This window comes from Bradyrhizobium sp. USDA 4486, assembly GCF_054057995.1.
Genome location: NZ_JBSRZV010000001.1, coordinates 73,769 through 97,789 on the forward strand (window position 1 = coordinate 73,769; position 24,021 = coordinate 97,789).

22 protein-coding genes are annotated in these 24,021 nt (G+C 64.7%); 19 read left to right on the forward strand and 3 right to left on the reverse strand.

All coding sequences use genetic code 11. The features are described 5' to 3' along the window. The first annotated feature begins 86 nt into the window (after nt 1-86). The 10 genes from ACVWY3_RS00345 (at nt 87) to ACVWY3_RS00390 (ending at nt 9,612) form a co-directional block, all read left to right on the forward strand. Nucleotides 87-848 carry a tripartite tricarboxylate transporter TctB family protein gene (locus tag ACVWY3_RS00345; RefSeq protein ID WP_456836676.1) on the forward strand — a complete coding sequence of 254 codons (762 nt, stop codon included), beginning with the start codon at nt 87-89 and terminating at the stop codon, nt 846-848. Between the two features lie 7 nt (nt 849-855). After that, on the forward strand, nt 856-2,370 hold the full coding sequence (locus ACVWY3_RS00350; RefSeq protein WP_027560523.1) for a tripartite tricarboxylate transporter permease: 1,515 nt from the start codon (nt 856-858) through the stop codon (nt 2,368-2,370). Between the two features lie 141 nt (nt 2,371-2,511). Next, a complete protein-coding gene (locus tag ACVWY3_RS00355) occupies nt 2,512-3,495 on the forward strand; it encodes a tripartite tricarboxylate transporter substrate binding protein BugD (RefSeq protein ID WP_456836677.1) in 984 nt (327 codons plus the stop codon). A 170-nt stretch (nt 3,496-3,665) separates the two neighbouring features. Continuing rightward, entirely contained in the window at nt 3,666-4,460 is a 795-nt protein-coding gene (locus ACVWY3_RS00360) for a thymidylate synthase (protein WP_456836678.1), read from the forward strand. A 5-nt stretch (nt 4,461-4,465) separates the two neighbouring features. Then, entirely contained in the window at nt 4,466-4,951 is a 486-nt protein-coding gene (locus tag ACVWY3_RS00365) for an N-acetyltransferase family protein (RefSeq protein ID WP_456836679.1), read from the forward strand. Continuing rightward, nucleotides 4,951-5,460 (forward strand): dihydrofolate reductase, encoded by a 510-nt coding sequence (locus ACVWY3_RS00370; protein ID WP_456843250.1) that lies wholly within the window; start codon nt 4,951-4,953, stop codon nt 5,458-5,460. The genes ACVWY3_RS00365 and ACVWY3_RS00370 overlap by 1 nt, the downstream gene beginning before the upstream one ends. 159 nt (nt 5,461-5,619) lie before the next feature. Continuing rightward, nucleotides 5,620-6,756, forward strand: a complete 1,137-nt coding sequence (gene hflK, locus ACVWY3_RS00375; protein WP_456836680.1) for an FtsH protease activity modulator HflK — start codon at nt 5,620-5,622, stop codon at nt 6,754-6,756. Further along, nucleotides 6,753-7,649 carry a protease modulator HflC gene (hflC, locus tag ACVWY3_RS00380; protein ID WP_456836681.1) on the forward strand — a complete coding sequence of 299 codons (897 nt, stop codon included), beginning with the start codon at nt 6,753-6,755 and terminating at the stop codon, nt 7,647-7,649. Before hflK ends, hflC begins: the two co-directional genes overlap by 4 nt. A 102-nt stretch (nt 7,650-7,751) precedes the next feature. After that, on the forward strand, nt 7,752-7,958 hold the full coding sequence (locus tag ACVWY3_RS00385; RefSeq protein ID WP_057747247.1) for a DUF2065 domain-containing protein: 207 nt from the start codon (nt 7,752-7,754) through the stop codon (nt 7,956-7,958). A 157-nt stretch (nt 7,959-8,115) separates the two neighbouring features. Beyond that, nucleotides 8,116-9,612, forward strand: coding sequence for a Do family serine endopeptidase (locus tag ACVWY3_RS00390; protein ID WP_456836682.1), 1,497 nt, complete (start codon nt 8,116-8,118; stop codon nt 9,610-9,612). 95 nt (nt 9,613-9,707) lie between these two features. On the opposite strand, the gene serB is transcribed toward ACVWY3_RS00390, so the two are convergent. Further along, nucleotides 9,708-10,616: a phosphoserine phosphatase SerB gene (gene serB / locus ACVWY3_RS00395; protein ID WP_456836683.1), complete on the reverse strand. Its 909-nt coding sequence runs from the start codon at nt 10,614-10,616 to the stop codon at nt 9,708-9,710. A gap of 11 nt (nt 10,617-10,627) precedes the next feature. Between serB and miaA the strand changes: the two genes are divergently transcribed. From miaA to ACVWY3_RS00440, 9 genes are all read left to right on the forward strand, one after another. Further along, on the forward strand, nt 10,628-11,569 hold the full coding sequence (gene miaA / locus ACVWY3_RS00400) for a tRNA (adenosine(37)-N6)-dimethylallyltransferase MiaA (protein ID WP_456836684.1): 942 nt from the start codon (nt 10,628-10,630) through the stop codon (nt 11,567-11,569). Between the two features lie 488 nt (nt 11,570-12,057). Next, nucleotides 12,058-13,833, forward strand: a complete 1,776-nt coding sequence (locus tag ACVWY3_RS00405; protein WP_456836685.1) for an acetolactate synthase 3 large subunit — start codon at nt 12,058-12,060, stop codon at nt 13,831-13,833. Between the two features lie 4 nt (nt 13,834-13,837). After that, nucleotides 13,838-14,809, forward strand: coding sequence for a threonine dehydratase (locus tag ACVWY3_RS00410; protein WP_456836686.1), 972 nt, complete (start codon nt 13,838-13,840; stop codon nt 14,807-14,809). Between the two features lie 23 nt (nt 14,810-14,832). Continuing rightward, nucleotides 14,833-15,375 carry an acetolactate synthase small subunit gene (gene ilvN / locus ACVWY3_RS00415; RefSeq protein WP_027572493.1) on the forward strand — a complete coding sequence of 181 codons (543 nt, stop codon included), beginning with the start codon at nt 14,833-14,835 and terminating at the stop codon, nt 15,373-15,375. Between the two features lie 3 nt (nt 15,376-15,378). Beyond that, nucleotides 15,379-16,068, forward strand: a complete 690-nt coding sequence (locus ACVWY3_RS00420; protein ID WP_456836687.1) for a class I SAM-dependent methyltransferase — start codon at nt 15,379-15,381, stop codon at nt 16,066-16,068. A gap of 68 nt (nt 16,069-16,136) precedes the next feature. Then, on the forward strand, nt 16,137-17,012 hold the full coding sequence (locus tag ACVWY3_RS00425) for an EamA family transporter (RefSeq protein WP_456836688.1): 876 nt from the start codon (nt 16,137-16,139) through the stop codon (nt 17,010-17,012). 7 nt (nt 17,013-17,019) lie between these two features. Beyond that, entirely contained in the window at nt 17,020-17,622 is a 603-nt protein-coding gene (locus ACVWY3_RS00430) for a LysE family translocator (RefSeq protein WP_456836689.1), read from the forward strand. 133 nt (nt 17,623-17,755) lie between these two features. After that, complete coding sequence (ilvC, locus tag ACVWY3_RS00435) at nt 17,756-18,775, forward strand: ketol-acid reductoisomerase (RefSeq protein ID WP_456836690.1); 1,020 nt, start codon at nt 17,756-17,758, stop codon at nt 18,773-18,775. Between the two features lie 1,025 nt (nt 18,776-19,800). Next, nucleotides 19,801-21,513 (forward strand): sulfatase-like hydrolase/transferase, encoded by a 1,713-nt coding sequence (locus ACVWY3_RS00440; RefSeq protein WP_456836691.1) that lies wholly within the window; start codon nt 19,801-19,803, stop codon nt 21,511-21,513. Between the two features lie 112 nt (nt 21,514-21,625). Here ACVWY3_RS00440 and ACVWY3_RS00445 read toward each other — a convergent pair whose 3' ends face one another. Together ACVWY3_RS00445 and ACVWY3_RS00450 are read right to left on the reverse strand one after the other, a co-directional pair. Then, complete coding sequence (locus tag ACVWY3_RS00445; RefSeq protein WP_456836692.1) at nt 21,626-23,185, reverse strand: glycine betaine ABC transporter substrate-binding protein; 1,560 nt, start codon at nt 23,183-23,185, stop codon at nt 21,626-21,628. Further along, a complete protein-coding gene (locus tag ACVWY3_RS00450; RefSeq protein ID WP_456836693.1) occupies nt 23,182-23,964 on the reverse strand; it encodes an ATP-binding cassette domain-containing protein in 783 nt (260 codons plus the stop codon). The genes ACVWY3_RS00445 and ACVWY3_RS00450 overlap by 4 nt, the downstream gene beginning before the upstream one ends. Between the last annotated feature and the right edge of the window lie 57 nt (nt 23,965-24,021).

The following is a 24,021-nucleotide window of genomic DNA, read 5'->3' on the forward strand; positions in this document are numbered from 1 at the left end:
GCTAGGCAGTGATGCGGCCCGGGGATCCCTTTCCAGCCGATTTGAACAACAGTGCTCGTGACTTACGGGTCGCGGAGGAGACATCCATGGCCGATACGATGGGCCACTCAGCGACAGCCACCCGAAACACTTCGGTGGCGCTCGGCTTTTGTTTGCTGGCGATTGCGCCGCAGATTTTCGAATTCATCTGGTCGATCGGGACCATCTTCGGCTGGGGTGCGGGACGCGGCCCGGCCACCGTCCTGATCAGCCACGCCTCCGCGCTGGTGGCGGGTGCGCCCGCAGCCCTGATCGCAGCGGCCGGCGGTGAGACCAAGAAGGCTTCATCCGATGTGCTGCTCGCGCTGATCTATTCCTACCCGATCTTCGCCGTGGCGATCGTCACGCTGTTCATGACCATCCGCTCGGCGCAGGACTATGTCGGCGGCGTCATTTTGATGGCGGTCGCGTTGTTTGCGCTGTGGGCTTCCAGCGATTTGCAGGGCATGCGCGGCTTCTCCTTCGGCGCCGGCACCGCGCCGCGGATGTTCGGCGGGCTGCTTGTCGCGCTGTCCGCCGGCATCGCCCTGACCGGTCTTCTGGCGGACGGGCCGGGAATGTCCCATTATTCCTGGCGCGGGCCGCTGTTCGTGATGGTCGCGATCCTGTTCTTCGCGCTCGCGATCCGGCCGCTCGGCCTCGTGGTCACGGCCTTCGTCAGCTTCATGATCGCCGCGACCGGGTCGCATGAGACGCGGTGGCTGGAGGCTGCCATCGTCGGCGCCTGCCTGACGCTCGGCTGCGCGATCCTGTTCCCCTACGTGCTTGGGCTGCCGATGCCGATGTTTCCGCGTTTCCTGGTCCAGTGAGGGCGTGATGGATATTTTTGCCAACCTGGCTCACGGCTTCGCCGTCGCGCTCTCTCCGATCAACCTCCTGATGTGTCTGATCGGCGCCCTCGTCGGCACGCTGGTCGGCGTTCTCCCCGGTATCGGCACCATCGCAACCGTCGCGATGCTGCTGCCGATCACCTTCGGTCTGCCGCCCGTCGGCGCGCTGATCATGCTCGCCGGCATCTATTACGGCGCGCAATATGGTGGCTCGACCACGTCGATCCTGGTCAACATTCCCGGTGAGGCGACATCGGTCGTTACCGCCATCGACGGCCACCAGATGGCCAAGCAGGGCCGTGCTGGCCCGGCGCTCGCGATCGCCGCGATCGGCTCGTTCTTTGCTGGCTGCGTTGCGACCGTCTTGATCGCGGTCCTCGGGGCGCCACTCACGAAGCTCGCGCTGGCGTTCGGTCCGGCCGAGTATTTCTCGCTCATGGTGCTCGGCCTGATCTTCGCGGTCGTGCTGGCCAAGGGCTCGGTGCTGAAGGCGATCGCGATGATTGTATTCGGCCTCCTGCTCTCGATGGTCGGCTCGGACATCGAGACCGGCGCCTCGCGCATGGCGTTCAACATTCCGGAACTCGCCGACGGTCTCGGCTTTGCGACGGTGGCGATGGGTGTGTTCGGCTTCGCCGAGATCATCCGCAACCTCGACGCCGGCGCCGAGATGAACCGCGATCTCGTGCAGCAGAAGATCACCGGGTTGATGCCGACCAGGAAGGATCTGGTGGACTCGACGCCGCCGATCCTTCGCGGCACGGTGCTCGGCTCGATCCTCGGCATCCTGCCGGGCGGCGGCGCGGTGATCGCCTCGTTCGCGGCGTACACGCTCGAGAAGAAGCTCGCGAAGGATCCGAAGCGGTTTGGTCGCGGCGCGATCGAAGGCGTGGCGGCGCCGGAAAGCGCCAACAACGCCGCGGCGCAGACCTCCTTCATTCCGCTGCTCACGCTCGGCATCCCGCCGAACGCGGTGATGGCGTTGATGGTCGGCGCGATGACCATCCACGGCATCGTGCCGGGTCCGCAGGTGATGCAGAAGCAGCCGGATCTCGTCTGGGGCATGATCGCCTCGATGTGGATCGGCAACCTCATGCTCATTATCATCAACCTGCCGCTCGTGGGCATCTGGGTCCGCCTGCTGCGCGTGCCTTACCGGCTGATGTTCCCCTCGATCGTGATCTTCTGCGCGATCGGCATCTACTCGGTGAACAATGCACCGGTCGACGTCATCCTCGCCGGCGTGTTCGGTCTCGTCGGCTACTGGCTGATCAAGCACGATTTCGAGCCGGCGCCGCTGCTGCTCGGCATGGTGCTCGGGCCGTTGATGGAAGAGAACCTGCGCCGTGCGCTGCTGATCTCGCGCGGCGACTGGAGTGTGTTCCTGACGCGTCCGTTGTCGGCGGTGCTGCTGGCGATCTCGCTGGGCCTTCTGGTTCTGACGGTGTTGCCGACGCTGCGCGCCAAGCGCGACGAGGTGTTCACCGAATCCGAGAACTGATCGCCTCGTTGCGGCACCCTCGCGGCGGCCTGCGTCCGCGCGCCGCATTCGGAAGTCGAATCGACGTCTGTGATGTCTTCGTGACATGAAAATGCCGGCCCTTGTGGCCGGCATTTTTGTTCGTGTCCCGGGGAAAACGACATGACCTCTCTTCGCGCGCTTGCTACGAGCGCATGCGCTGCAGCGCTGGCGTCGCTGTGCGCCTTTGTCGCACCGGCGAAAGCCCAAAACTATCCGACGCGCAGCATCACCATGATCGTCCCGTTCGCAGCGGGCGGGCCGACCGACGTCATCTCGCGCATCGTCACCGCGCATATGGCGCAGACGCTGGGACAGAGCATCATCATCGAGAACGTGGTCGGCGCTGGCGGCACCACCGCGACCACGCGTGCGGCGCGTGCCACCGATGACGGCTACACGCTCATCACGGGGCATATGGGCACCCATGCGGCGTCCGTGCCGCTCTATCCCAAGCTCGCCTATCATCCCGAAAAGGATTTTGAGCCGATCGCGTTGCTCGCGGGCACGCCGATCCTGATCCTCGCGCGCAAGGATTTTCCGCCGGAGGACCTTCAGCAGTTCGTGACTTACGTGAAGGCCAATGCCGAGAAGGTGAACGCAGCGCATGCCGGCGTCGGCTCGGTCTCGCATGTCTCCTGCGAGCTCCTGCACTCGGTTCTCGACGTCAAGCCGGTCGGCGTGCCCTTCAACGGCACGGGTCCGGCGATGAACGCGCTGGTGGCGGGCCAGGTCGACTACATGTGCGACCAGATCGTCAACGCGGTTCCGCAGATCAACGCCGGCACCATCAAAGCCTATGCGATCGCAACGCCCGAGCGCAATCCGTCGCTGCCGAACGTGCCGACCACGGCGGAAGCGGGCCTGCCGGCGTTCCAGGCCCAGGCCTGGAACGCGATGTTCGCGCCCAAGGGAACCTCGCCCGCGATCATTGCGAGCCTGAACGCGGCCGCGATCAAGGCGCTCGACGACGAGACTGTGAAGAAGCGCCTGCTCGAGCTCGGCAGCGTTATCCCGGCGGCCAGGGACCGGACGCCGGAGGCGCTGGCGAGCCTCGTCAAAAGCGAGATCGTGAAGTGGAGCCCGGTGCTCAAGCCGGCGACTTAATCAGCACTTTCAACCTGATAGGCGAGGGTGGGACTTAAGTTCCGCCCCTTGTCGTTTGCCGCGGGAACGCTCACCTTTTCCGGGTATAATCTGTGGGAGCAGCGAATCGCCGCTGTCGCAGCGTGGAGCGCGCCGTTAAGTTCGCCGCCTCCCCAAAGGCTCTATCGCACATGCATCAATATCAGGACCTGCTCGAGCGAATTCTTTCAGACGGCGCCGAGAAGACCGACCGGACCGGCACCGGCACGCTGTCGGTGTTCGGCCATCAGATGCGCTTCAATCTGTCGGCCGGCTTCCCGATGCTGACCACCAAGCGGCTGCCGCTGAAGGCGATCGTGCATGAGCTGCTGTGGTTTCTGAAGGGCGACACCAACATCAAATATCTCAAGGACAATGGCGTCACCATCTGGGACGAATGGGCCGATGCCAATGGCGACCTCGGACCGGTCTACGGTCATCAATGGCGCTCCTGGCCCACCGCCGACGGGCGCAGCATCGACCAGATCGCCAACGTTGTCGACATGATCAAGCGCACGCCGGATTCCCGCCGGCTGATCGTCACCGCCTGGAATCCGGCGGACGTCGAGAAGATGGCGCTGCCGCCCTGCCATCTGCTGTTCCAGTTCTATGTCGCGAACGGCAAGTTGTCGTGTCAGCTCTATCAGCGCTCGGCCGACGTCTTCCTCGGCGTGCCCTTCAACATCGCCTCCTACGCGCTGCTCACCATGATGGTGGCGCAGGTCACGGGCCTGAAGCCCGGCGACTTCGTGCACTCGCTCGGCGACACCCACCTCTATTCCAACCATTTGGAGCAGGCACGACTGCAACTGACGCGGACGCCACGTCCGTTGCCGGTGATGCGCATCAATCCCGACGTGAAGGACATCTTCTCCTTCCGCTACGAGGACTTCGAGCTCGTCGGCTATGACCCGCATCCGCACATCAAGGCGGAAGTCGCGGTCTGACGCGGATGTCTCCCAACATCCGCCGCGCCCGCCCGGACGAAGCCGGGCTCGTTCTTGCCTTCATTCGCGAACTTGCCGAGTACGAAAAGCTTTCGCACGAGGTCGAGGCGACTGAGGCGATGATCGCGGACGCGCTGTTCGGCAGCAATCCGCGGCTTTACTGCGCGATCGCCGAATGGGACGGTGAGGCCGTCGGTTTCGCGGTGTGGTTTGCGAACTTCTCCACCTTCAGCGGCCGCCACGGCATCTATCTCGAAGATCTCTATGTGCGGCCATCACATCGGGGCAGGGGCCTCGGAAAGGCGCTGCTGGTCTATCTCGCCAGGGAATGCCTCGACAATGGCTGGTCGCGCCTGCAATGGGCGGTGCTCGACTGGAATGCGCCGTCGATCGCGTTCTACAAATCGCTCGGTGCCGTCATGATGGATGACTGGACGCTGTGCCGCGTCTCTGGTCCTGCCTTGAGGCGGCTTGCCGGGAACGCGGCATGATGGAGATCGTCTTCGTCGTCGCGATTGCGGAGAACGGCGTCATCGGCGCCGGCAACGCGATCCCGTGGCGATTGAAATCCGACATGGCGCGCTTCAAGGCGCTCACCATCGGCAAGCCCGTGATCATGGGCCGCAAGACGTTCGAGTCGCTGCGCAGGCCGCTGCCGGGGCGCACCAACATCGTCATCACGCGCGATCCGGATTACCGCGCCGCAGGTGCCATCGTCACGACATCGGCCGCGCATGCGGGCGATGTTGCGCGCGGCGACGCCCTGCGGCGTTCGGTCGCCGAGATTGCGGTGATCGGTGGCGCCGAGATCTATCGGCAATGGCTCGATCGCGCCGATCGCCTCGAAATCACCGAACTGCATGCGCGCCCCGACGGCGACACCCATTTCGACATCGACAAGGCAGACTGGGAGGAGATGGCGCGTGTCCGCCATCCGGCCGGGCCCGACGACAGCGCCGACTACTCCTATGTGACATATCGTCGGCGGTCGTCCCATTAACCGCTTTCGCCAATGTTTACATTGACTTTTTCGTGCCCGAGCATAGCTCGGAAGGCGGCGAGGGCTGCGTTGTAAGGGACCTGCCGGTCCCCTATAAAGCCGGACCGGACAATGCGGGCCGGGTTAGTGCTAGTCCCGGACTGCCGAGGAGAACGTCGAATGCCGTGGAAGAATCAGGGCGGTGGCCCTTGGGGCTCGGGTCCGAAAGGACCATGGGGCACGGGCCCGCAACCGGTCGGTCCGAGGCCGCCGGATCTGGAAGACCTTCTGCGCCGCGGCCAGGACCGTCTCCAGCAGATCATGCCGGGCGGCTATTTCTCCGGCATCGGCATCACGCTGATCATCCTGATCATCATTGCGTTCTGGCTGCTGTCGGGCTTCTTCCGCGTGCAGTCCGAAGAGCTCGGCGTCGTGCTGCGCTTCGGCAAGCACGTTCGCACCGTGCAGCCGGGCCTGAACTATCATCTGCCCTATCCTATCGAGACCGTACTGTTGCCGAAGGCGCTGCGCGTCAACACCATATCGATCGGCATGACGCTGATCGACGATCCGGCGCGGCGAGGCCGCTCCATTCGTGACGTGCCGGAAGAGAGCCTGATGCTGACCGGCGACGAGAACATCGTCGACGTCGACTTCACGGTGCTCTGGCGCATCAAGCCGGACGGCGTCGGTGACTTCCTCTTCAACATCCAGAACCCCGAAGGCACTGTGAAGGCGGTCGCCGAGAGCGCGATGCGCGAGGTCATCGGCCGATCGCAGATCCAGCCGATCCTGACCGGCGCGCGCAACGTCACGGAGCAGGGCGTGCAGGAACTGATCCAGAGGACCCTGGACGGCTACGGCTCCGGCATTCTGATCACGCAGGTGCAGATGCAGAAGGTCGACCCGCCGGGCGAGGTGATCGCTGCCTTCCGCGACGTCCAGGCGGCGCGCGCCAATCTCGAGCAGTTGCAGAACGAAGCCCAGACCTACGCCAACCAGGTGGTGCCGCAGGCGCGCGGACGCGCGGCGCAGATCCTCCAGGCCGCCGAAGGCTACAGGGAGCAGGCGATCGCCGAGGCCAAGGGCCAGAGCGCGCGCTTCCTGAAGGTTTACGAGGAATACAAGAAGGCGCCCGACGTGACGCGTGAACGGATCTATCTGGAGACCATGGAGCGGGTGCTCGGCGGCGCGGACAAGCTCGTCTATGACGGCGGTCCCTCGGGCCAGGGCGTCGTGCCCTATCTGCCGCTCAACGAATTGGCGACCAAGCGGCCGCCCACCAGCGGCCAGCAGTCGGGGGGAGGCAACCGATGAGGTCTCCGGTCACAGGTATCGTCACGCTGCTCGCACTCCTGCTGGTCGTGATCGTCGGCTACATGTCGCTGTTCACGGTGCAGCAGACCGAGCAGACCATCGTGCTGCAGTTCGGTCGGCCGGTCGACGTCGTCACCGCTCCCGGCCTGCACTTCAAGGCGCCGTGGAATTCGGTAATCAACATCGACAAGCGGATTCTCGACCTCGAGAACCCGTCGCAGGAAGCGATCGCGTCCGACCAGAAGCGGCTCGTGGTCGACGCCTTCGCGCGCTACCGTATCAAGGACGCGCTGCGCTTCTATCAAAGCGTCGGCTCGATCCAAGCCGCCAACATCCAGCTCACCACGCTGCTCAACGCGGCGCTGCGTCGCGTGCTCGGGGAGGTCACCTTCATCAACGTGGTACGCGACGACCGCGAGAAGCTGATGCTGCGCATCCGCGACCAGCTCGATCGCGAGGCCGACGGCTACGGCATCCAGGTGGTCGACGTCCGGATCCGCCGCGCCGACCTGCCGGAGCAGAACAGCCAGGCGGTTTATCTGCGCATGAAGACCGAGCGCGAGCGCGAAGCCGCCGAGTTCCGCGCCCAGGGCGGCCAGAAGGCACAGGAGATCAAGTCCAAGGCCGATCGCGAGGCGACCGTCATTGTCGCGGAAGCCAATTCGCAGGCCGAGCAGACCCGCGGCGCCGGCGATGCCGAGCGCAACCGCCTGTTCGCCGACGCCTACAGCAAGGATGCCGATTTCTTCGCCTTCTACCGGTCGATGACGGCGTACGAGAACGGACTGAAGGCGAGCGACACCCGCTTCCTGCTGCGGCCGGGCTCGGATTTCTTCCGGTATTTCGGTAGCCCGTCCGGCAAGACGGCGACCGAGACGCCGGCCAAGCCTTGAGTTAGACAAGCCCTGACCTAGACGGGCTTCTACTCGACGAAAGGCGGCGCCTCTGCCGCCCTTCGTCCAGACAAGAACAGCATAACGGGAGGTTCCAATCCGATGAGGTCCATTGCGTTCGCCGACTTCCTCATCGGCTTAGGCATCCTGTTCGTGCTGGAAGGCTTGATGTTCGCGGCAAGTCCGAACTGGATGCGCAAGGCCATGAAAAGCGCCATCGCCACGCCGGACAACATCCTGCGGGCAGTCGGGATCGGCTCGGCTGTGGCCGGTCTGATCCTGATCTGGGTTATGCGCCGCCCGATTTAAGCGTCACGACAACGCCAAAGTGAAGGCGAAGGATCGGTTTTCGCCGTATCATCCCGGTCCTGGGGCCCGTTAAGCTCCGCGCTTGCGCCGTCCCCCCGTTCGAGCGCAGTCTTGGCGCCGAATCCTTGGCGCCGAATCCTTTTCTCTGGAGAAACCAATGACCGCTGCCACCATTGCCCCGACCCGCTTGCGCTTAGGGCTGGCCGCGCTCGCCGTCAGTGCATTCAGCGCGTTCGGCACGCCGGCTTACGCCCGCGGACCGGAGGGCATTGCCGACGTCGCCGAGAAGGTGATCGACGCGGTCGTCAACATCTCGACCTCGCAGACCGTCGAGGCCAAGGGCGGCGCCAACAGCATGCCGCAACTGCCGCCCGGCTCGCCTTTCGAGGAGTTCTTCGACGACTTCTTCAAGAACCACAAGGGTCCTGGTGGCGGCAGCAAGGGCGGCGATAACGGCAACGGGCCGCCGCGCAAGACCAACTCGCTCGGAAGCGGCTTCATCGTCGACACGGCGGGCGTCGTCGTCACCAACAACCACGTCATTGCGGATGCCGACGAGATCAACGTCATCCTCAACGACGGCACCAAGATCAAGGCGGAGCTGGTCGGCGTCGACAAGAAGACCGACCTTGCTGTGCTCAAGTTCAAGCCGCCGAAGCCGCTGGTCGCGGTGAAGTTCGGCGACAGCGACAAGCTGCGCCTCGGCGACTGGGTGGTCGCGATCGGCAATCCGTTTAGCCTGGGCGGCACGGTGACCGCCGGCATCGTCTCGGCCAAGAATCGCGACATCTCCTCGGGTCCCTACGACAGCTACATCCAGACCGACGCCGCCATCAACCGCGGTAATTCCGGCGGCCCGCTGTTTAACCTCGAAGGCGACGTCATCGGCGTCAATACCCTGATCATCTCGCCGTCCGGCGGCTCGATCGGCATCGGCTTCGCGGTGCCATCGAAGACGGTCGCCGGCGTCGTCGACCAGCTGCGCCAGTTCGGCGAACTCCGCCGCGGCTGGCTCGGGGTGCGCATCCAGAGCGTTACCGACGAGATTGCCGAGAGCCTCAACATCAAGCCGGCGCGCGGCGCGCTGGTTGCGGGCATCGACGACAAGGGCCCCGCCAAGCCCGCCGGCATCGAGCCCGGCGACGTGGTGGTCAAGTTCGACGGCAAGGACGTCAAGGACCCCAAGGACCTCTCGCGCGTCGTCGCCGACACCGCGGTCGGCAAGGAGGTCGACGTCGTCATCATCCGCAAGGGCGAGGAGCAGATCAAGAAGGTCACGCTCGGCCGTCTCCAGGATGCCGACAAGGTGCAGGCCGCGGTGAAGACCGACGAGCCCCCGCCCGAGAAGCTGGTGACGCAGAAGGCGCTCGGCCTCGATCTCGCCGCGCTCAGCAAGGACCTGCGCTCGCGCTACAAGATCAAGGACAGCGTCAAGGGCGTGGTCGTCACAAATGTCGACGCCAATTCGGATGCGGCCGAGAAGCGCCTCTCCGCCGGCGACGTCATCGTCGAAGTCGCGCAGGAGGCCGTCTCCAGCGGCGCCGACATCCAGAAGCGCGTCGACCAGCTCAAGAAGGACGGCAAGAAATCGGTGCTGCTGCTGGTCTCGAACGGCGACGGTGAATTGCGGTTCGTCGCGCTGAGCGTGCAGTAACTTCATCTGTCATTCCGGGGCGGTGCGAAGCACCGAACCCGGAATCTCTAGGTTCCGGGTCTGGTGCTTCGCACCATCCCGGAACGACAGTTGTGTCAGGTCTCCACAAACTCCTCGCGCCGATACCCCTGCGCATAAAGCAACGCGGTCAGATCGCCGTAATCGATCCGCGCCGCTGCAGCCGAAGCGACCGCAGGCTTCGCGTGGTACGCAACGCCCAGGCCCGCCGCCTGGATCATCGCGAGGTCATTGGCGCCGTCGCCGACCACGACGGAATCGATGTCGTCGAGATCGAACGACTCCATCAGATCCACCAGCGTCGCCAGCTTCGCCGCGCGGCCCAGGATCGGCTCCTTGACCTCGCCAGTGAATTTGCCATCGCGCACGACGAGCTCGTTGGCGCGGTTCTCCTGGAAGCCGAGCTTGGCGGCGACTGCGCTGGTGAACAGGGTGAAGCCGCCGGAGACGAGGCAGGTGTAGGCGCCGTGCTTGCGCATGGTCGCGACCAGCTCACGGCCGCCTGGGGTCAGCGTGATGCGCTTCTCGATGACCTCGTCGACCACGCTGGCGGGAAGGTCCTTGAGCAGCGCGACGCGTTCGCGCAGGGCAGGCTCGAACTCGATCTCGCCGCGCATCGCGCGTTCGGTGATGGCGGCGACATGGGCCTTCATCCCGACGAGATCAGCGAGCTCGTCGATGCATTCCTGGCCGATCATGGTGGAATCCATGTCAGCGAGAAAAAGCTTCTTGCGCCGGAAGCCGACAGGCTGCACCACGATGTCGATCGGCAGGTCGCCGCGCAGCTCGCGCAAGCGCTGCGCGATGGCGTGCCGGTCGCCTTCGAGGTTATCCTGCGCGCCGCCGAAAGGGATATCGGCCGCAACCCCGTCGAACAGCCAGTGCGCCGGTTGCGCCTTCGGCAGCACGGCGCGGGCGCCGTCGACGATGGTAGAGTCGAGCGCGGGATTATCGGGGTTGCAGATCAGCGTGGCGACGAGGGACATTTGAGGTTTTCGTGAGCGAGGGGCGTACGAGCAAGGCCGTGCTTATCGCAGGCCCGACCGCCAGCGGCAAGTCGGCGCTGGCGCTGGAGCTTGCCCTCAGCGCGGGTGGAATCGTCATCAATGCCGATTCCATGCAGGTCTACCGCGATCTCCGCATCATCACGGCTCGCCCCACGCATGCCGAGGAAGGGCGCGCGCCGCACCGGCTCTACGGTCATGTCGATGCGGCCGTGAATTTCTCGGCCGGCGCCTGGGTGAGCGATGCAGCGAACGCGCTCGAAGAGGCGCAAGCCGAGGGCCGCCTGCCGATCTTCGTCGGCGGTACCGGGCTCTATTTCAAGGCGCTGACGGCAGGCCTCTCCGTGGTGCCTCCGATTCCTCCACAGGTGCGCGAGGACGTGCGGGCGCGGCTGGAGCAGAACGGCGTCGAGGCGCTGCATGCGGAACTCGCACGCCGCGATCCGCGCGCGGCCGAACGACTGAATCTGCGCGATCGAACCCGGATCGCGCGCGCGCTCGAAGTGATCGAGGCGACCGGCCGTTCGCTGCTGGACTGGCACCATGAGGGCCAGCCGCCGCTGCTGCCGAGAGATAGTTTTCGCGCGGTGTTCCTCGCCCCCGAACGCGACGAGCTCTATGCCCGCATCGATGCCCGCTTCGACGCGATGTTGGGTGCCGGCGCGGTGAAGGAGGTCGAGCGGCTGGCCGCCCGCCAGCTCGATCCGCTGCTGCCGGCGATGAAGGCCCATGGCGTGCCGGCGCTGATCCGGCATCTGCGCGGCGAGCTCAGCCTGGAGGCGGCCGCCACGATCGGCCGTGCCGACACCCGCCACTACGCCAAGCGGCAATTCACCTGGTTCCGGCACCAACTGCCCGAATTCGAATGGGTGAAGCTGGAGGAGGCGAGGGGATGGCTCGCGGCGGCCGTGAACGCGGCGCGGGAGGCGGAATAGGAGCCTCGCTCAGTCGTCGCTCCGAAACGCGCGCAGCGCGAGTTCGAACCCATACACTCGAGCACTCGTGGGGCGACGGCTTGGCGACTGCGGACCACAGCAGCGGTTGTGGCTATGGATTCCGGGCTCAGTGCTGCGCATCGCCCCGGAATGACGCGTTGACGCGCTTTTGTACTCGGATTCCCGCATTTACCTCTCGCCGAAGTGCGGGAACACCGCTACACTGCCAAAATCGCGCGGGAACGGCCGCTTTGCCTTGACATCCGGGCTTTCGTCGTTATGTTTCGCGCAACCTTTGGGAAGCCGAGCGCCCGCCATGCGTAACATTATTACCAAAATCCTTATCGCCGTCGTACCCAGGCTCACCGCCGGGGGTGGCTAGCTGCCATCCACAAGACAGGCGGTGTGCATGGGCCCTCTTCGGGGCCTTTTTTATTTCCCGAACCCAGAACGAAAGCCGCTGGCAACAGCGCATCCGGAGCAAGCCAATGAGCGACAAGAGCCACGATCCGAACCAGATGACCGGCGCCGCGATGATCGTCCGCGCGCTCATCGATCACGGCGTGACCGACATTTTCGGCTATCCCGGCGGCGCGGTGCTTCCGATCTATGACGAGATCTTCCAGCAGAGCGAAGTCCAGCACATCCTGGTCCGCCACGAGCAGGGCGCAGGCCACGCCGCCGAGGGCTATGCGCGCTCGACCGGCAAGCCGGGCGTTGCGCTGGTGACCTCCGGTCCCGGCGCCACCAACATGGTGACGCCGCTGACCGATGCGCTGATGGACTCGATCCCGCTGGTCTGCATCTCCGGCCAGGTGCCGACGCATCTGATCGGCAATGACGCGTTCCAGGAATGCGACACGGTCGGCATCACGCGGCCCTGCACCAAGCACAATTGGCTGGTGCGCGACGTCAACGATCTCGCCAAAGTCCTGCACGAAGCCTTTTACGTCGCGACCTCGGGCCGTCCCGGCCCGGTGCTGGTCGACGTGCCCAAAGACGTGCAGTTCGCGACCGGCACCTATCATCCGCCGCGCAAATCCGACGTGCACCGCTCCTACGCCCCGCGCGTGAAGGGCGATGCGACGCAGATCCGGAAAGCCGTGTCTCTGCTCGCGAATGCCAAGCGTCCCGTGATCTACAGCGGCGGTGGCGTCATCAATTCCGGCCCGGAGGCCACCAAGCTCCTGCGCGAGCTGGTCGAGGTCACCGGCTTCCCGATCACGTCCACGCTGATGGGCCTCGGCGCCTACCCGGCCTCGGGCAAGAACTGGCTCGGCATGCTCGGCATGCACGGCACCTACGAGGCCAACATGACGATGCATGATTGCGACGTCATGCTGTGCGTCGGCGCGCGCTTCGACGACCGCATCACCGGCCGCGTCGATGCGTTCTCGCCCGGCTCGAAGAAGATCCACATCGATATCGATCCGTCCTCGATCAACAAGAACATCCGTGTGGACGTGCCGATCATCGGCGACTGCGGCAACGTCCTCGGCGACATCATCCAGGTGTTCAAGGCGGAGGCGAAGAAGCCGGACATCAAGTCGTGGTGGCAGCAGATCGCGTTGTGGCGCGCTCGCAACTCGCTCTACTACAAGAAGAGCAGCGACGTCATCCTGCCGCAGCACGCGATCCAGAGCCTGTTCGAGGCAACGCGTGGCAAGGACACCTACATCACGACCGAGGTCGGCCAGCACCAGATGTGGGCGGCCCAGTTCTACGGCTTCGAGGAGCCGCATCGCTGGATGACGTCTGGCGGCCTCGGAACCATGGGATACGGCCTGCCGGCCGCGGTCGGCGTGCAGGTTGCCCACCCCGACAGCCTTGTCATCGACATCGCGGGCGATGCCTCGGTGCAGATGACGATGCAGGAGATGTCGACGGCGGTTCAGTACGAGCTGCCGATCAAGATCTTCATCCTCAACAACCAGTACATGGGCATGGTGCGGCAGTGGCAGCAGCTGCTGCACGGCAACCGGCTGTCGCATTCCTACTCGGAGGCGCTGCCGGATTTCGTCAAGCTCGCGGAGGCCTATGGCGCTGTCGGCCTGCAGGTGCACAAGCCTTCTGATCTCGACGGGGCCATCAAGGAGATGATCTCGGTCAAGCGCCCGGTGCTGTTCGACTGCCGTGTCGCCGCGCTCGAAAACTGCTTCCCGATGATCCCCTCAGGCAAGGCGCACAACGAGATGCTGTTGCCGGAGCAGGCCAACGACGAGGCGACGGCCAAGGCGTTCGCCGCCGGCAAGGCGCTGGTGTGAGGCGATGTTCGACCTGAGGGAGCTCGAGCGCGCACATGCGATCGTGGGGCAGGCGGTGCCGGCAACGCCGGCGCGCGGCTGGCCGCTGCTCGCTGAGCGCCTCGGCACCGAGGTCGTGGTCAAGCACGAGAACCATACGCCGATCGGCGCCTTCAAGGTGCGGGGCGGGCTGGTCTATCTCGACCGCCTGAAGCGCGAGCGGCCGAATACGCCAGGCATCATCTCGGCGACGCGCGGCAATCACGGCCAGAGCCTCGCATTCGCGGCGAGCCGCCACGGCGTGCCCGCGGTGATCTACGTGCCGCGGGGCAATTCGGTCGAGAAGAACCGCGCGATGAAGGCGTTCGGCGCCGAACTGGTCGAACATGGCGAGGATTTCCAGGCCGCCCGCGAGGAGGCCGAGCGCCGCGCGCAGTTCGCAGGGCTCCACATGGTGCCGTCGTTCCACCCGGACCTCGTGCTGGGCGTCGCGACCTATGCGCTCGAACTGTTCCGCTCGGCGCCCGATCTCGACATCCTTTATGTGCCGATCGGGCAGGGCTCCGGCATCTGCGGCTGCATCATGGCCCGCGATCTTCTGGGTCTGAAGACCGAGATCGTCGGCGTGCAGTCGACCGAGGCGCCGTCCTATGCGCTGTCGTTCGCGGCCGGCAAGGTGGTGACGACCGAGACTGCCAATACGCTCGCCGACGGCATGGCGACGCGTATCCCTGATGGGGATGCGCTGGCGCTGATCCGTAAGGGCGCCTCACGCATCGTGCAGGTCACCGACGGCGAGGTTGCCGCCGCAATTCGCGCCTACTGGACCGACACCCATAATCTCGCCGAAGGCGCCGGCGCTGCCGCGCTCGCTGCGGCACTGCAAGAAAAAAGCAAGCTGAAGGGCAAGCGCGTTGGTCTCGTGCTGTCTGGCGGCAATATCGATTTCGATCTGTTCCGCCGTTGGGTCCGGGCGGCCGCGCCGGCGATGGCGTGACGGAGAGACAAGAGGGGACGACAATGAACCAGCCTGCATCCGCCTACTTCATCGAAGACCGTCACGATCCCAACGAGACGCACACGCTCGCGGTGCTCGTGCAGAACGAGCCCGGCGTGCTCGCGCGCGTGATCGGCCTGTTCTCGGGCCGCGGCTACAACATCGAGAGCCTCACCGTCTCGGAGACCGAGGCCCAGAAGCATCTGTCGCGCATCACCATCGTCACGACGGGAACGCCGATGGTGATCGAGCAGATCAAGCACCAGCTCGACCGCATGATCCCGGTCTACCGCGTCGTCGACATGACCCAGACCAAGCGCTCGATCGAGCGCGAGCTGGCGATGGTCAAGGTGCGCGGCCAGGGCGAGCATCGCGTCGAGGCGCTGCGGCTGGCAGATGCGTTCCGCGCCCGGGTGATCGACGCCACGACCGAGAGCTTCGTGTTCGAGATCACAGGCAACACGGACAAGATCAACCAGTTTATCGACCTGATGCGCCCGCTCGGCCTTGTCGAGGTGTCGCGCACCGGCGTTGCCGCGATCGGTCGCGGGCCTGAAGGGATGTGAACCATGCTGGCGCGCGACTGGTACTATAACGAGCGGAACCGGATGGGGATCGAGCCCGCTGTGGCCTCGATCTACGACAACGATGACGATGCCGACCTGCGGGCGCGCGCCGCGCTGAAAATGCTCGGAGTGCAGCGCGGCTGGCGCATCGCCGATATCGGCTGCGGCAACGGCGTGCTTGCCACCGAAGCCGCGCTGATGGGCGCGGAGGTCGACGCCATCGACATCTCGCCGGCGATGCTGGCGCTCGCCGAAATCTACGCCCGCGACCGCAAGGCGCCCGTGCGCACCCAGTCGGCCGGCCTGCTCAGCTTCGCCTACCGGCCGGAATCCTATGACCTGATCGTCAGCGAGTTCACGCTGCACCATCTTCCGGATTTTTGGAAGGTGGTGGCGATGTCGCGGATCTATCGTGCGCTCAAGCCTGGTGGCAGCTTCTATTTGCGCGACATCGTCTACGCCTCGATGCCCGATGCGATCGAGCGCGACATCGAGCAATGGGCCGACTTCCACATCAAGAACCACGATTTTTCCCGCGAGGGCGTGGTGACGCATATGCGGGACGAATATTCCACTTTCGGCTGGGTCATGGAGCGGATGCTGACCGATGTCGGCTTTACGCTGGTCTCGGCCGATTACCACGCGCCGATGCATGGCACTTATCTGCTGCGGAAACCCAATTCTTCCACGTAACGGCCGGCGAGCAAGGCTAGTCCAGAATAACAACAGGGCTGCACGACAGGGCAGAACCGGAAACAACAATGAAGCCGGCCGACATCCTCATCGCCGTCATGGTGGCGATCATCTGGGGGCTTGCCTTCGTGGCGAGCCGGATCGCGCTCGAGGAGTTACCGCCGGAGCTGATGACGGCGATGCGTTTCACCATCGCCGCGGTGCCGTGCCTGTTCATCCGCAAGCCCAAGATTGCGTGGACCCTGTTGATCGCGATCAGCTTCACGCTGTTTCTCGGCCAGTTTCTATCGCAGGCCTATGGCATCGCCCACGGCGTGCCGGTCGGGCTGACCAGCGTCGTCGTGCAAAGCCAGGCGCTGTTCACCATCGGCTTTGCCGCGATCGCGTTCGGCGAGCGCCCGACGCCGGTGCAGACGCTCGGCATCGTCGTCGCCGCCGCTGGCCTCCTGATGATCTGCGGCACCGTCGGTTATGATTTCAGCGTCACCGCCTTTGCTGTGCTGATGATCTCGCCGGTCAGCTTTGCCGTCGGCAATCTGCTGCTGCGCGGTGCCCGCGGAGTGCCGATGTTCGACCTGTTCGCCTGGCTGTGCCTTGCCTCGGCCGTGCCGCTATTCGTGCTGGCGCTGATCGCCAACGGGCCGGCGCCGACCTGGACCTCGCTGACGCAGATGTCGCTGACATCGGCTCTCTGCATGCTGGCGCTGGGCGGCATCTCCACCAGCATCGCCTATTGGCTGTGGGGCCGCCTCTTGCGCGACTATCCGGCCGCCCAGGTGGTGCCGTTCGCATTGCTCGTGCCGTTCGTCGGCTCGGCCGCCTCCAGCATCGTATTCGGCGAGCGGTTCGGGCCTCTGCGCCTGGCCGGCATGGTGACCGTGATCGCCGGCATCGCGGTGATGGTGCTGGCGCAGCGTCCCCGGGCGCTGCCGAAGACTGCCTGAGGTGCCTATGGCCTACTCGCTGTTCTACGCCTTCCTCGCCTTCATGGTCGTGATGTACTTCACGCCCGGGCCGAACAACATCATGCTGCTGTCCTCCGGACTCACCTACGGCTTCCGCCGCACCATCCCGCACATCGTCGGCATCGTCCTCGGCTTTGCTTTCATGGTCGCCACCGTCGGCCTTGGGCTCGGCACCGTCTTCCTGGCCTATCCGATCCTCCAGACCATCCTGAAATATGCCGGCGCCGCCTACCTAATCTACCTCGCCGTGGTGATCGCAATGTCGGGTCCGGCCAAGCCGGGCGAGGCGGACGGCCGCGGGCCGATGACCTTCTGGGGCGCGGCCATGTTCCAGTGGATCAACGCCAAGGGCTGGGTGATCGTGATCGGCACCATCACCGCCTATGCCGCGATCGCCCAATTCCCCCTGAACATCGCGATCCAGACCCTGATCAGCCTGCTGATCGGCACGGTCTCCACCGTGGTCTGGGCCTTGTTCGGCACTGCCTTGCGGCCCGTCCTGACCTCCGAGCGGCTGGTCCGCGCCTTCAACGTCCTGATGGCGATCCTGCTGCTCGCCTCCCTCTACCCCGTTTTCATGGATGCATGATGTCGCGGATTTCCATGCAGAAACGGGTTTCCCTAAGGGGCCGAAATGCTCTAGACAGCCCCCGAAATCCGCAAATTTCACCCTTCGGACACTGACCAACGGCCGGTTTTCGGCCCGCAACGAGGAAACGACTATGCGTGTTTATTACGATCGCGACGCCGACCTGAACCTGATCAAGGGCAAGAAGGTCGCCATCGTCGGCTATGGCAGCCAGGGCCACGCCCATGCGCTCAACCTGAAGGATTCCGGCGTCAAGGAAGTGGCGATTGCGCTGCGCGCGGGTTCGGCCTCGGCCAAGAAGGCGGAGAATGCCGGCTTCAAGGTGATGGAAGTCGCCGAAGCCGCCAAATGGGCCGACCTCGTCATGATGCTGACCCCGGACGAGCTCCAGGGCGACATCTATCGCGAGCACCTGCACGACAACATGAAGAAGGGCGCCGCCCTGGTGTTCGCGCACGGCCTCAACGTCCACTTCAACCTGCTCGACCCGCGCGCTGACCTCGACGTGCTGATGATTGCGCCGAAGGGCCCTGGTCACACCGTGCGCTCGGAATATCAGCGCGGCGGCGGCGTTCCCTGCCTGATCGCGATCGCCAAGGACGTCTCGGGCAACGCCCATGACCTCGGCCTGTCCTACGCCTCGGCCATCGGCGGCGGCCGCGCCGGCATCATCGAGACCACCTTCAAGGAAGAGTGCGAGACCGACCTGTTCGGCGAGCAGGTGGTTCTGTGCGGCGGCCTGGTCGAGCTGATCAAGGGTGGCTACGAGACCTTGGTCGAAGCGGGCTACGCCCCGGAGATGGCCTATTTCGAGTGCCTGCACGAAGTGAAGCTGATCGTCGACCTGATCTATGAAGGCGGCATCGCGAACATGAACTACTCGATCTCCAACACCGCCGAGTACGGCGAGTATGTCACCGGCCCGCGCATCATCACCGACGAGACCAAGAAGGAGATGCGCAAGGTTCTGGCTGACATCCAGGGGGGCAAGTTCGCCCGCGACTGGATGCTCGAGAACAAGGTCAACCAGACCTCGTTCAAAGCCACCCGCGCCAAGCTCGCCGCGCACCCGATCGAGGAAGTCGGCGCCAAGCTGCGTGACATGATGCCCTGGATCAAGAAGGGCGCGCTGGTCGACAAGTCGAAGAACTGACCTCGACCATAGCGCAGCATCTGCATCGGATGGCTGGCTGCCGATCCGTCGGGAGCCGGTTCGAATTTTGGGACGCTTCCTAGACCGCTCCTGCAAAGGATTGGTCTGGGAAGCCGAACACCAAAAATTAAGCCCCCGGGCATAGATATTTGCGTGTAGTGACGGACATCCACTCGCGCGAAGCATTGCTGCTTCATTCAAATTCTTCGCGAGCTGAATTGCTCTCTGAGCAGCAAGAACTGACGCTTAAACCACATTCTTGATCTCGCGTCGTTTCTCACCTTTTCCGCACTCAGCTCAACGTCAAAACGTCAGCGTCTTCAGAGTCAAAGATTCGGCTCTTGATCCGCCGTCTCATAGCGCGCTGCATCTCGCTATGCGCGGTTCGCGTGCCACTTCATCCTAACATCCCACATTCGCCGTGCTTTCTTGCCGCCCCTCGCTTGCACGCAAAGCGCCGTCGCTGGGGGACGTGTTCGAGGCGCTCACCGCGGCAAGCCCCAAGGTGCGCCACTAGATCGCGCCGGACCCGCTGCGCCACCTGATCGGCCGTGCTGCCGAAACGGATGCTCGGTCGCGTCATTCCCAAGCGGCTCGGGCCCTTGCCGCGCCCGGATGAACCGTGAGGTCGATCGCATGGCGGAAGGGGTGCCCGATCTGTTCATCGCGGGGATCGCGAAGCCGAACTCACTCCCTCGACCCTCACGGTGAAGAGGCGGGTGCCGCCGTCTCGAACCATGCACGTCCGGCTGCAGATCCGGCCTCGTCCTTCGAGCCGCCCGCTTCGTGGGCACCTCAGAGGTGAGGGGATCGCGCTGGGCCACGCGCCAACCCGTGCGGCCGTTCGTCGCCCGCTGACATTAAGCGAAGGTCGGACGCCAGATCGCGTTGCCTCCTCGTGACGGTTCCGTTACAATTTTATGACACGGTGCAGGTTTCCGGCTGCGCCGGACGCCGTAGCCGTCCCCGGGGGCGGCTCGACGGCTTGGCATCACCCGCGCCGGATCAGAATTTGCGTGTCGTCGATGGCGTCCGCGCCCAATCCAGGTCCCTCTGCCTCCACCTCCGTCCTGGCGAGCGTCGCCGCGCTCGGCATCTGGCGGCTGCTCGCGGTTGCGGTGCCGCATCTCGCCGCGCTGGCGCTCATGTACGAAACCGAGACCGATTTCGGCTCACGTCTCTCCTTCGCGCTGGCCTGGGGCGCCCTCAACTTCTCCTGGATCACGCTGCTGCGGCGGCCGGCGCTGTCGGGCGCGCTGTCGCTCACCATGGTCGTCGTGCTGGTGCTGCTGTCGCGGCTCAAGCACGACGTGGTGCAGATGACGGTCAACTTCATCGACCTGATGATGATCGACCGCGATACCATCGCCTTCCTGTTCACCATCTTCCCGAATTTGCGTTGGTCGGTGATCCTGGCCGGTCTCGTCACGCTGCCGCTGATGTATGCGCTGTGGTGGCTCGATCCGTTCCGGATCCGCCGTCTGCCTGCGCTCGCGTCCATGCTCGCCTGTCTCGCTGCGCTCGTCGGCTATTCGCTGTATCATCCTGACGAGGCTTGGCGCGGCTATTACGACGACGGCTATCTCTCGAAGTTTTTCCGCTCCGGCGTCACTGCAGTCTCCGATTTCGCGCAGTACGGTTTCATGGAGTCGGCAGGCTCGACCAATGAGCGGCTCAACATGCCGCTGATCGATGCCTGCCATCCTGCGGGTCGCCGGCCGAACATCATCATGATCCATGATGAATCGAGTTTCGACATCCGCGCGGCTGATGGCATCAAGGTGCCGCAGGGCTATGGCAGCCATTTCAAGTCCTGGGACGGCAGGCAGCGCACGTTCCTCGCCGAAAGCAATGGCGGGCCGAGCTGGTTCACCGAATACAACGTGCTCGCCGGACTGTCCTCGCGCTCGTTCGGCCGCTTCGCCTATTTCGTGACGCGCATCGCCTCGAACCGGGTCGAGCGCGGCTTGCCGCTGGCGCTGCGCCGCTGCGGCTACGATACGATGTCGCTTTATCCCGCCAATGGCGGCTTCATGGGCGCACGCAGCTTCCAGCTGACGACCGGTATCGAGCGCTTCCTCGACGCAAAAGACCTTGGCGCCAGGGACGTCGAGCCGGACAGCTTCTTCTATGACAAGGCGCTGCAGCTGATGGGCCAGCAGCCGCCGAACAAGCCGCTCTTCACCTTCATCTATCTCGGCGCTAATCATTTCCCCTGGGAGACGCGCTACCGCCCGGACCTTCTGCCGAACTGGCATGCGCCGGGCAACGTGCCGTCCATCGACGAATATCTGCGCCGGCAGGCGATGAGTGCCGAGCAATACAAGGCGTTCGTCGCGGGCCTGAAGAAGAATTTTCCGAGCGAGCCGTTCCTGATCGTGCGCTATGGCGATCACCAGCCGGAATTCGCGCCGAACCTGCTCGAGCCTGGGCTCGACGAGGGCGCGATCGGCAAGAAGCTCGACGCTTACGATCCGCGTCTCTACGCGACCTATTACGCCATCGATGCCGTTAATTTCGAGCCGGTCAAAACCGAGGCTGTGATGGATACGGTCGACGGCCCCTATCTGCCCCTGGTGATCCAGGAGGCCGCCGGCATCCCGCTCGATCCGTCCTTCGCCGAGCAGAAGCAGATCATGCTCCGCTGCAAGGGCATCTTCTACGGCTGCAAGAACGGCGCCGAGGCGCGGCGGTTGAATCGGTTGCTGATCAATGCCGGGATGATCCGGGGGCTGTAGCTGTGAGGACCGGCAAGCAGAATCGTAGGGTGGGCAAAGCGAAGCGTGCCCACCATTCCGTCGTGGTGGGCACGGCGCTTACGAGCCTTTGCCCATCCTACGAGATGCTTGCTTAACGTTCACCCACTTTCCCCCACAGCCACTTAGCCACCGCATCCGGAGATGAATTCGCATCATTGCCGCTGGCGCGCAGGTTTGCCTCGCGCATCGTGGCGATATCGATCTTGCCGAGCAGCGGCGTGAGCGCCGCCTGCAATTTCTCATCGCCGGCGCGCTTTGGTGCGAGCAGCAGGATCGCGTCGTAAGGCGGGATCGCGTGCTTGGGATCGTCGAGTGCGACAAGATCGTATTTCGCGATCAGCCCGTCGCTGGTGTAGCCGGCGATGACGTCGACCTCGCCGCTGGCGACCGCCGCATACATGAAGTCCGGTTGCATCTGGCGCTGGCTGCGGAACGAGAGGCCGTAGGCTTTTTGCAGCGCCGCCCATTCTGGCCGCGAGAAGAATTCGTAGTCCCCGGCAATTGACATCGCCGGCGCATGCACGGCGAGATCGGCAATGCTGCGGATATGAAGCGCCTCGGCGCGCTGCTTCGGCATCACCAGCGCATAGGCGTTCTCGAAGCCGACCTCGCCGAGTAGGGTGATGTTGTCCTGCGCGAGCGCGGTCTTAAGTTCAGCCAGCAACTCCGCGCGCGGCTTGATGTCGGTACGGTGCAGCTGATTGGCCCAGAGCGTCCCAGAATAGTCGACATAGAGATCGATGTCGCCGGCTTTCAGCGCCTCGAAGATCACGCTGGAGCCGAGGCCCGACCGTGCCGTGACGGGGAGACCCGCCGCCTGGAGGCGGTCGCGGAGCAGGGCCGACAGCACATATTGCTCGGCAAATGTCTTGGCGCCGACGACATAGGTCTGCGGCGAGCGCGCCATCGTCGGTACCAGCGTCGCGGCGACCAAAGCCGCGATTCCAATACCGCCAAGCGCGGTGCGCACGCGGCGGCGCCGGCGCAGACCGCTCTCGATCAGGCCGAGCAATTGATCGACCGCGAGCGCGAGCAGCGCCGAGGCTAAGCAGCCGAACAGCACGAACACCCAGTTCTGGGTCTGAAGCCCTGCAAAGATGTAATTGCCGAGGCTGGTCTGGCCGATCGGGGTCGAGAGCGTCGCGGTGCCGATCACCCACACCGCGGCAGTGCGGATACCCGCCATCATCACCGGCAAGGCCAGCGGTAGCTCGACCATGACGAGCGACTGCCGTGCCGTCATGCCGACGCCCTTGGCAGCTTCGATCAGAGCCGGATCGATGCCATTGAGGCCGGTGATGCCGTTGCGCAGCACCGGCAGCATCGAATAGAGCGCCAGCGCGAGCATCGCCGGCAGGAAGCCGAAGGCGGAGAAGGCGACGCCGAACCAGGCGAGTGCGACCGAGGCAGCCAGCAGCAGGAGTGGATAGAACAGCGCGAGGAGCGCCAGCCCCGGCACCGTCTGCACGATGCTCGCGAGCGCGAGCAGGACCGCGCGCGGCGCGGGCCGATTTCGCGTCAGGATCGCCAGCGGCAGGCTGGCGGCGAGACCGAGCGCGAGCGCGGCGAGGCTGACCCGCACATGATTGCCGAGATAGTCGGGCAGATGCGCCAGCGCCTCGCCCCAGCGCGGATCAGTGAGGAGGCTCATGCCGGACCGCTCTGCGACAATAGCGCGTTCAACCGCTCGACCTGGCGCCGCGGCGTGCGCAGCAGCTCCAGCGCATAGGCGTCGCCGCTGTTCGAGAGCTCTGCCGGTGTGCCCTGCGCTACCAGCTTGCCGCCGCGCATCACCGCGATGCGGTCGGCGAGCAGGATGGCCTCGGTCATGTCATGTGTGATCATCACGGTGGTCAGACCTAGCTTGCGGTGCAGCGCGCGATAATCGTCGCCGAGCGCATCGCGGGTGAGGGGATCGAGCGCGCCGAACGGCTCGTCCATCAGTACGATGCGCGGACGCGCCGCCAGTGCCCGCGCGACGCCGACGCGCTGCTGCTGACCGCCCGACAATGCCTCCGGAAGCCGGTCACGATGTGCAGCCCCGTCGAGCTGTACGAGTTCGATCAGCTCGTCCACACGCGCGGCGATATCCGCCACCGGCACGCCCAGCAGCTTCGGCGTGATCCCGATATTGTCGGCGACGCTCAGATGCGGAAACAACCCGCCGCTCTGGAAGACATAGCCGATCCGCCGCCGCAGCGCGACCGGATCGACGTTTCGCACGTCCTCGCCCTCGACGGTAATGGTGCCGCCATCGGACTCGATCAGCCGGTTGGCGAGCCGCAGCAGCGTGGTCTTGCCCGAACCCGAGCCGCCGACGATGGCCACAAACTCGCCTTCGGCAATGTCGAGCGAGACGTCAGCAACGGCCTTGAGCGGGCCAAAGCTTTTGGTGACACGCTGGTAGCTGATGGCAGCGTTGGAATGCATTGGAGGAGCTCATTCTTTCTTACCTCCCCTGGAGAGACCCTCCAGGAGAGAGTAAGA

Bases quoted from the DNA above. Each gene is read 5' to 3' on its own strand.
- hflK (WP_456836680.1), top strand. From the start codon at position 5,620: ATGCCGTGGAAGAATCAGGGCGGTGGCCCTTGGGGCTCGGGTCCGAAA.
- ACVWY3_RS00410 (WP_456836686.1), top strand. From the start codon at position 13,838: ATGTTCGACCTGAGGGAGCTCGAGCGCGCACATGCGATCGTGGGGCAG.
- ACVWY3_RS00445 (WP_456836692.1), bottom strand. From the start codon at position 23,185: ATGAGCCTCCTCACTGATCCGCGCTGGGGCGAGGCGCTGGCGCATCTG.
- ACVWY3_RS00365 (WP_456836679.1), top strand. From the start codon at position 4,466: ATGTCTCCCAACATCCGCCGCGCCCGCCCGGACGAAGCCGGGCTCGTT.
- ACVWY3_RS00425 (WP_456836688.1), top strand. From the start codon at position 16,137: ATGAAGCCGGCCGACATCCTCATCGCCGTCATGGTGGCGATCATCTGG.
- serB (WP_456836683.1), bottom strand. From the start codon at position 10,616: ATGTCCCTCGTCGCCACGCTGATCTGCAACCCCGATAATCCCGCGCTC.
- ACVWY3_RS00450 (WP_456836693.1), bottom strand. From the start codon at position 23,964: ATGCATTCCAACGCTGCCATCAGCTACCAGCGTGTCACCAAAAGCTTT.
- ACVWY3_RS00405 (WP_456836685.1), top strand. From the start codon at position 12,058: ATGAGCGACAAGAGCCACGATCCGAACCAGATGACCGGCGCCGCGATG.
- ACVWY3_RS00370 (WP_456843250.1), top strand. From the start codon at position 4,951: ATGGAGATCGTCTTCGTCGTCGCGATTGCGGAGAACGGCGTCATCGGC.
- ACVWY3_RS00355 (WP_456836677.1), top strand. From the start codon at position 2,512: ATGACCTCTCTTCGCGCGCTTGCTACGAGCGCATGCGCTGCAGCGCTG.
- ACVWY3_RS00390 (WP_456836682.1), top strand. From the start codon at position 8,116: ATGACCGCTGCCACCATTGCCCCGACCCGCTTGCGCTTAGGGCTGGCC.
- ACVWY3_RS00345 (WP_456836676.1), top strand. From the start codon at position 87: ATGGCCGATACGATGGGCCACTCAGCGACAGCCACCCGAAACACTTCG.
- ACVWY3_RS00440 (WP_456836691.1), top strand. From the start codon at position 19,801: ATGGCGTCCGCGCCCAATCCAGGTCCCTCTGCCTCCACCTCCGTCCTG.
- ACVWY3_RS00350 (WP_027560523.1), top strand. From the start codon at position 856: ATGGATATTTTTGCCAACCTGGCTCACGGCTTCGCCGTCGCGCTCTCT.
- ACVWY3_RS00420 (WP_456836687.1), top strand. From the start codon at position 15,379: ATGCTGGCGCGCGACTGGTACTATAACGAGCGGAACCGGATGGGGATC.
- ACVWY3_RS00360 (WP_456836678.1), top strand. From the start codon at position 3,666: ATGCATCAATATCAGGACCTGCTCGAGCGAATTCTTTCAGACGGCGCC.
- ilvC (WP_456836690.1), top strand. From the start codon at position 17,756: ATGCGTGTTTATTACGATCGCGACGCCGACCTGAACCTGATCAAGGGC.
- ilvN (WP_027572493.1), top strand. From the start codon at position 14,833: ATGAACCAGCCTGCATCCGCCTACTTCATCGAAGACCGTCACGATCCC.
- ACVWY3_RS00385 (WP_057747247.1), top strand. From the start codon at position 7,752: ATGAGGTCCATTGCGTTCGCCGACTTCCTCATCGGCTTAGGCATCCTG.
- ACVWY3_RS00430 (WP_456836689.1), top strand. From the start codon at position 17,020: ATGGCCTACTCGCTGTTCTACGCCTTCCTCGCCTTCATGGTCGTGATG.
- hflC (WP_456836681.1), top strand. From the start codon at position 6,753: ATGAGGTCTCCGGTCACAGGTATCGTCACGCTGCTCGCACTCCTGCTG.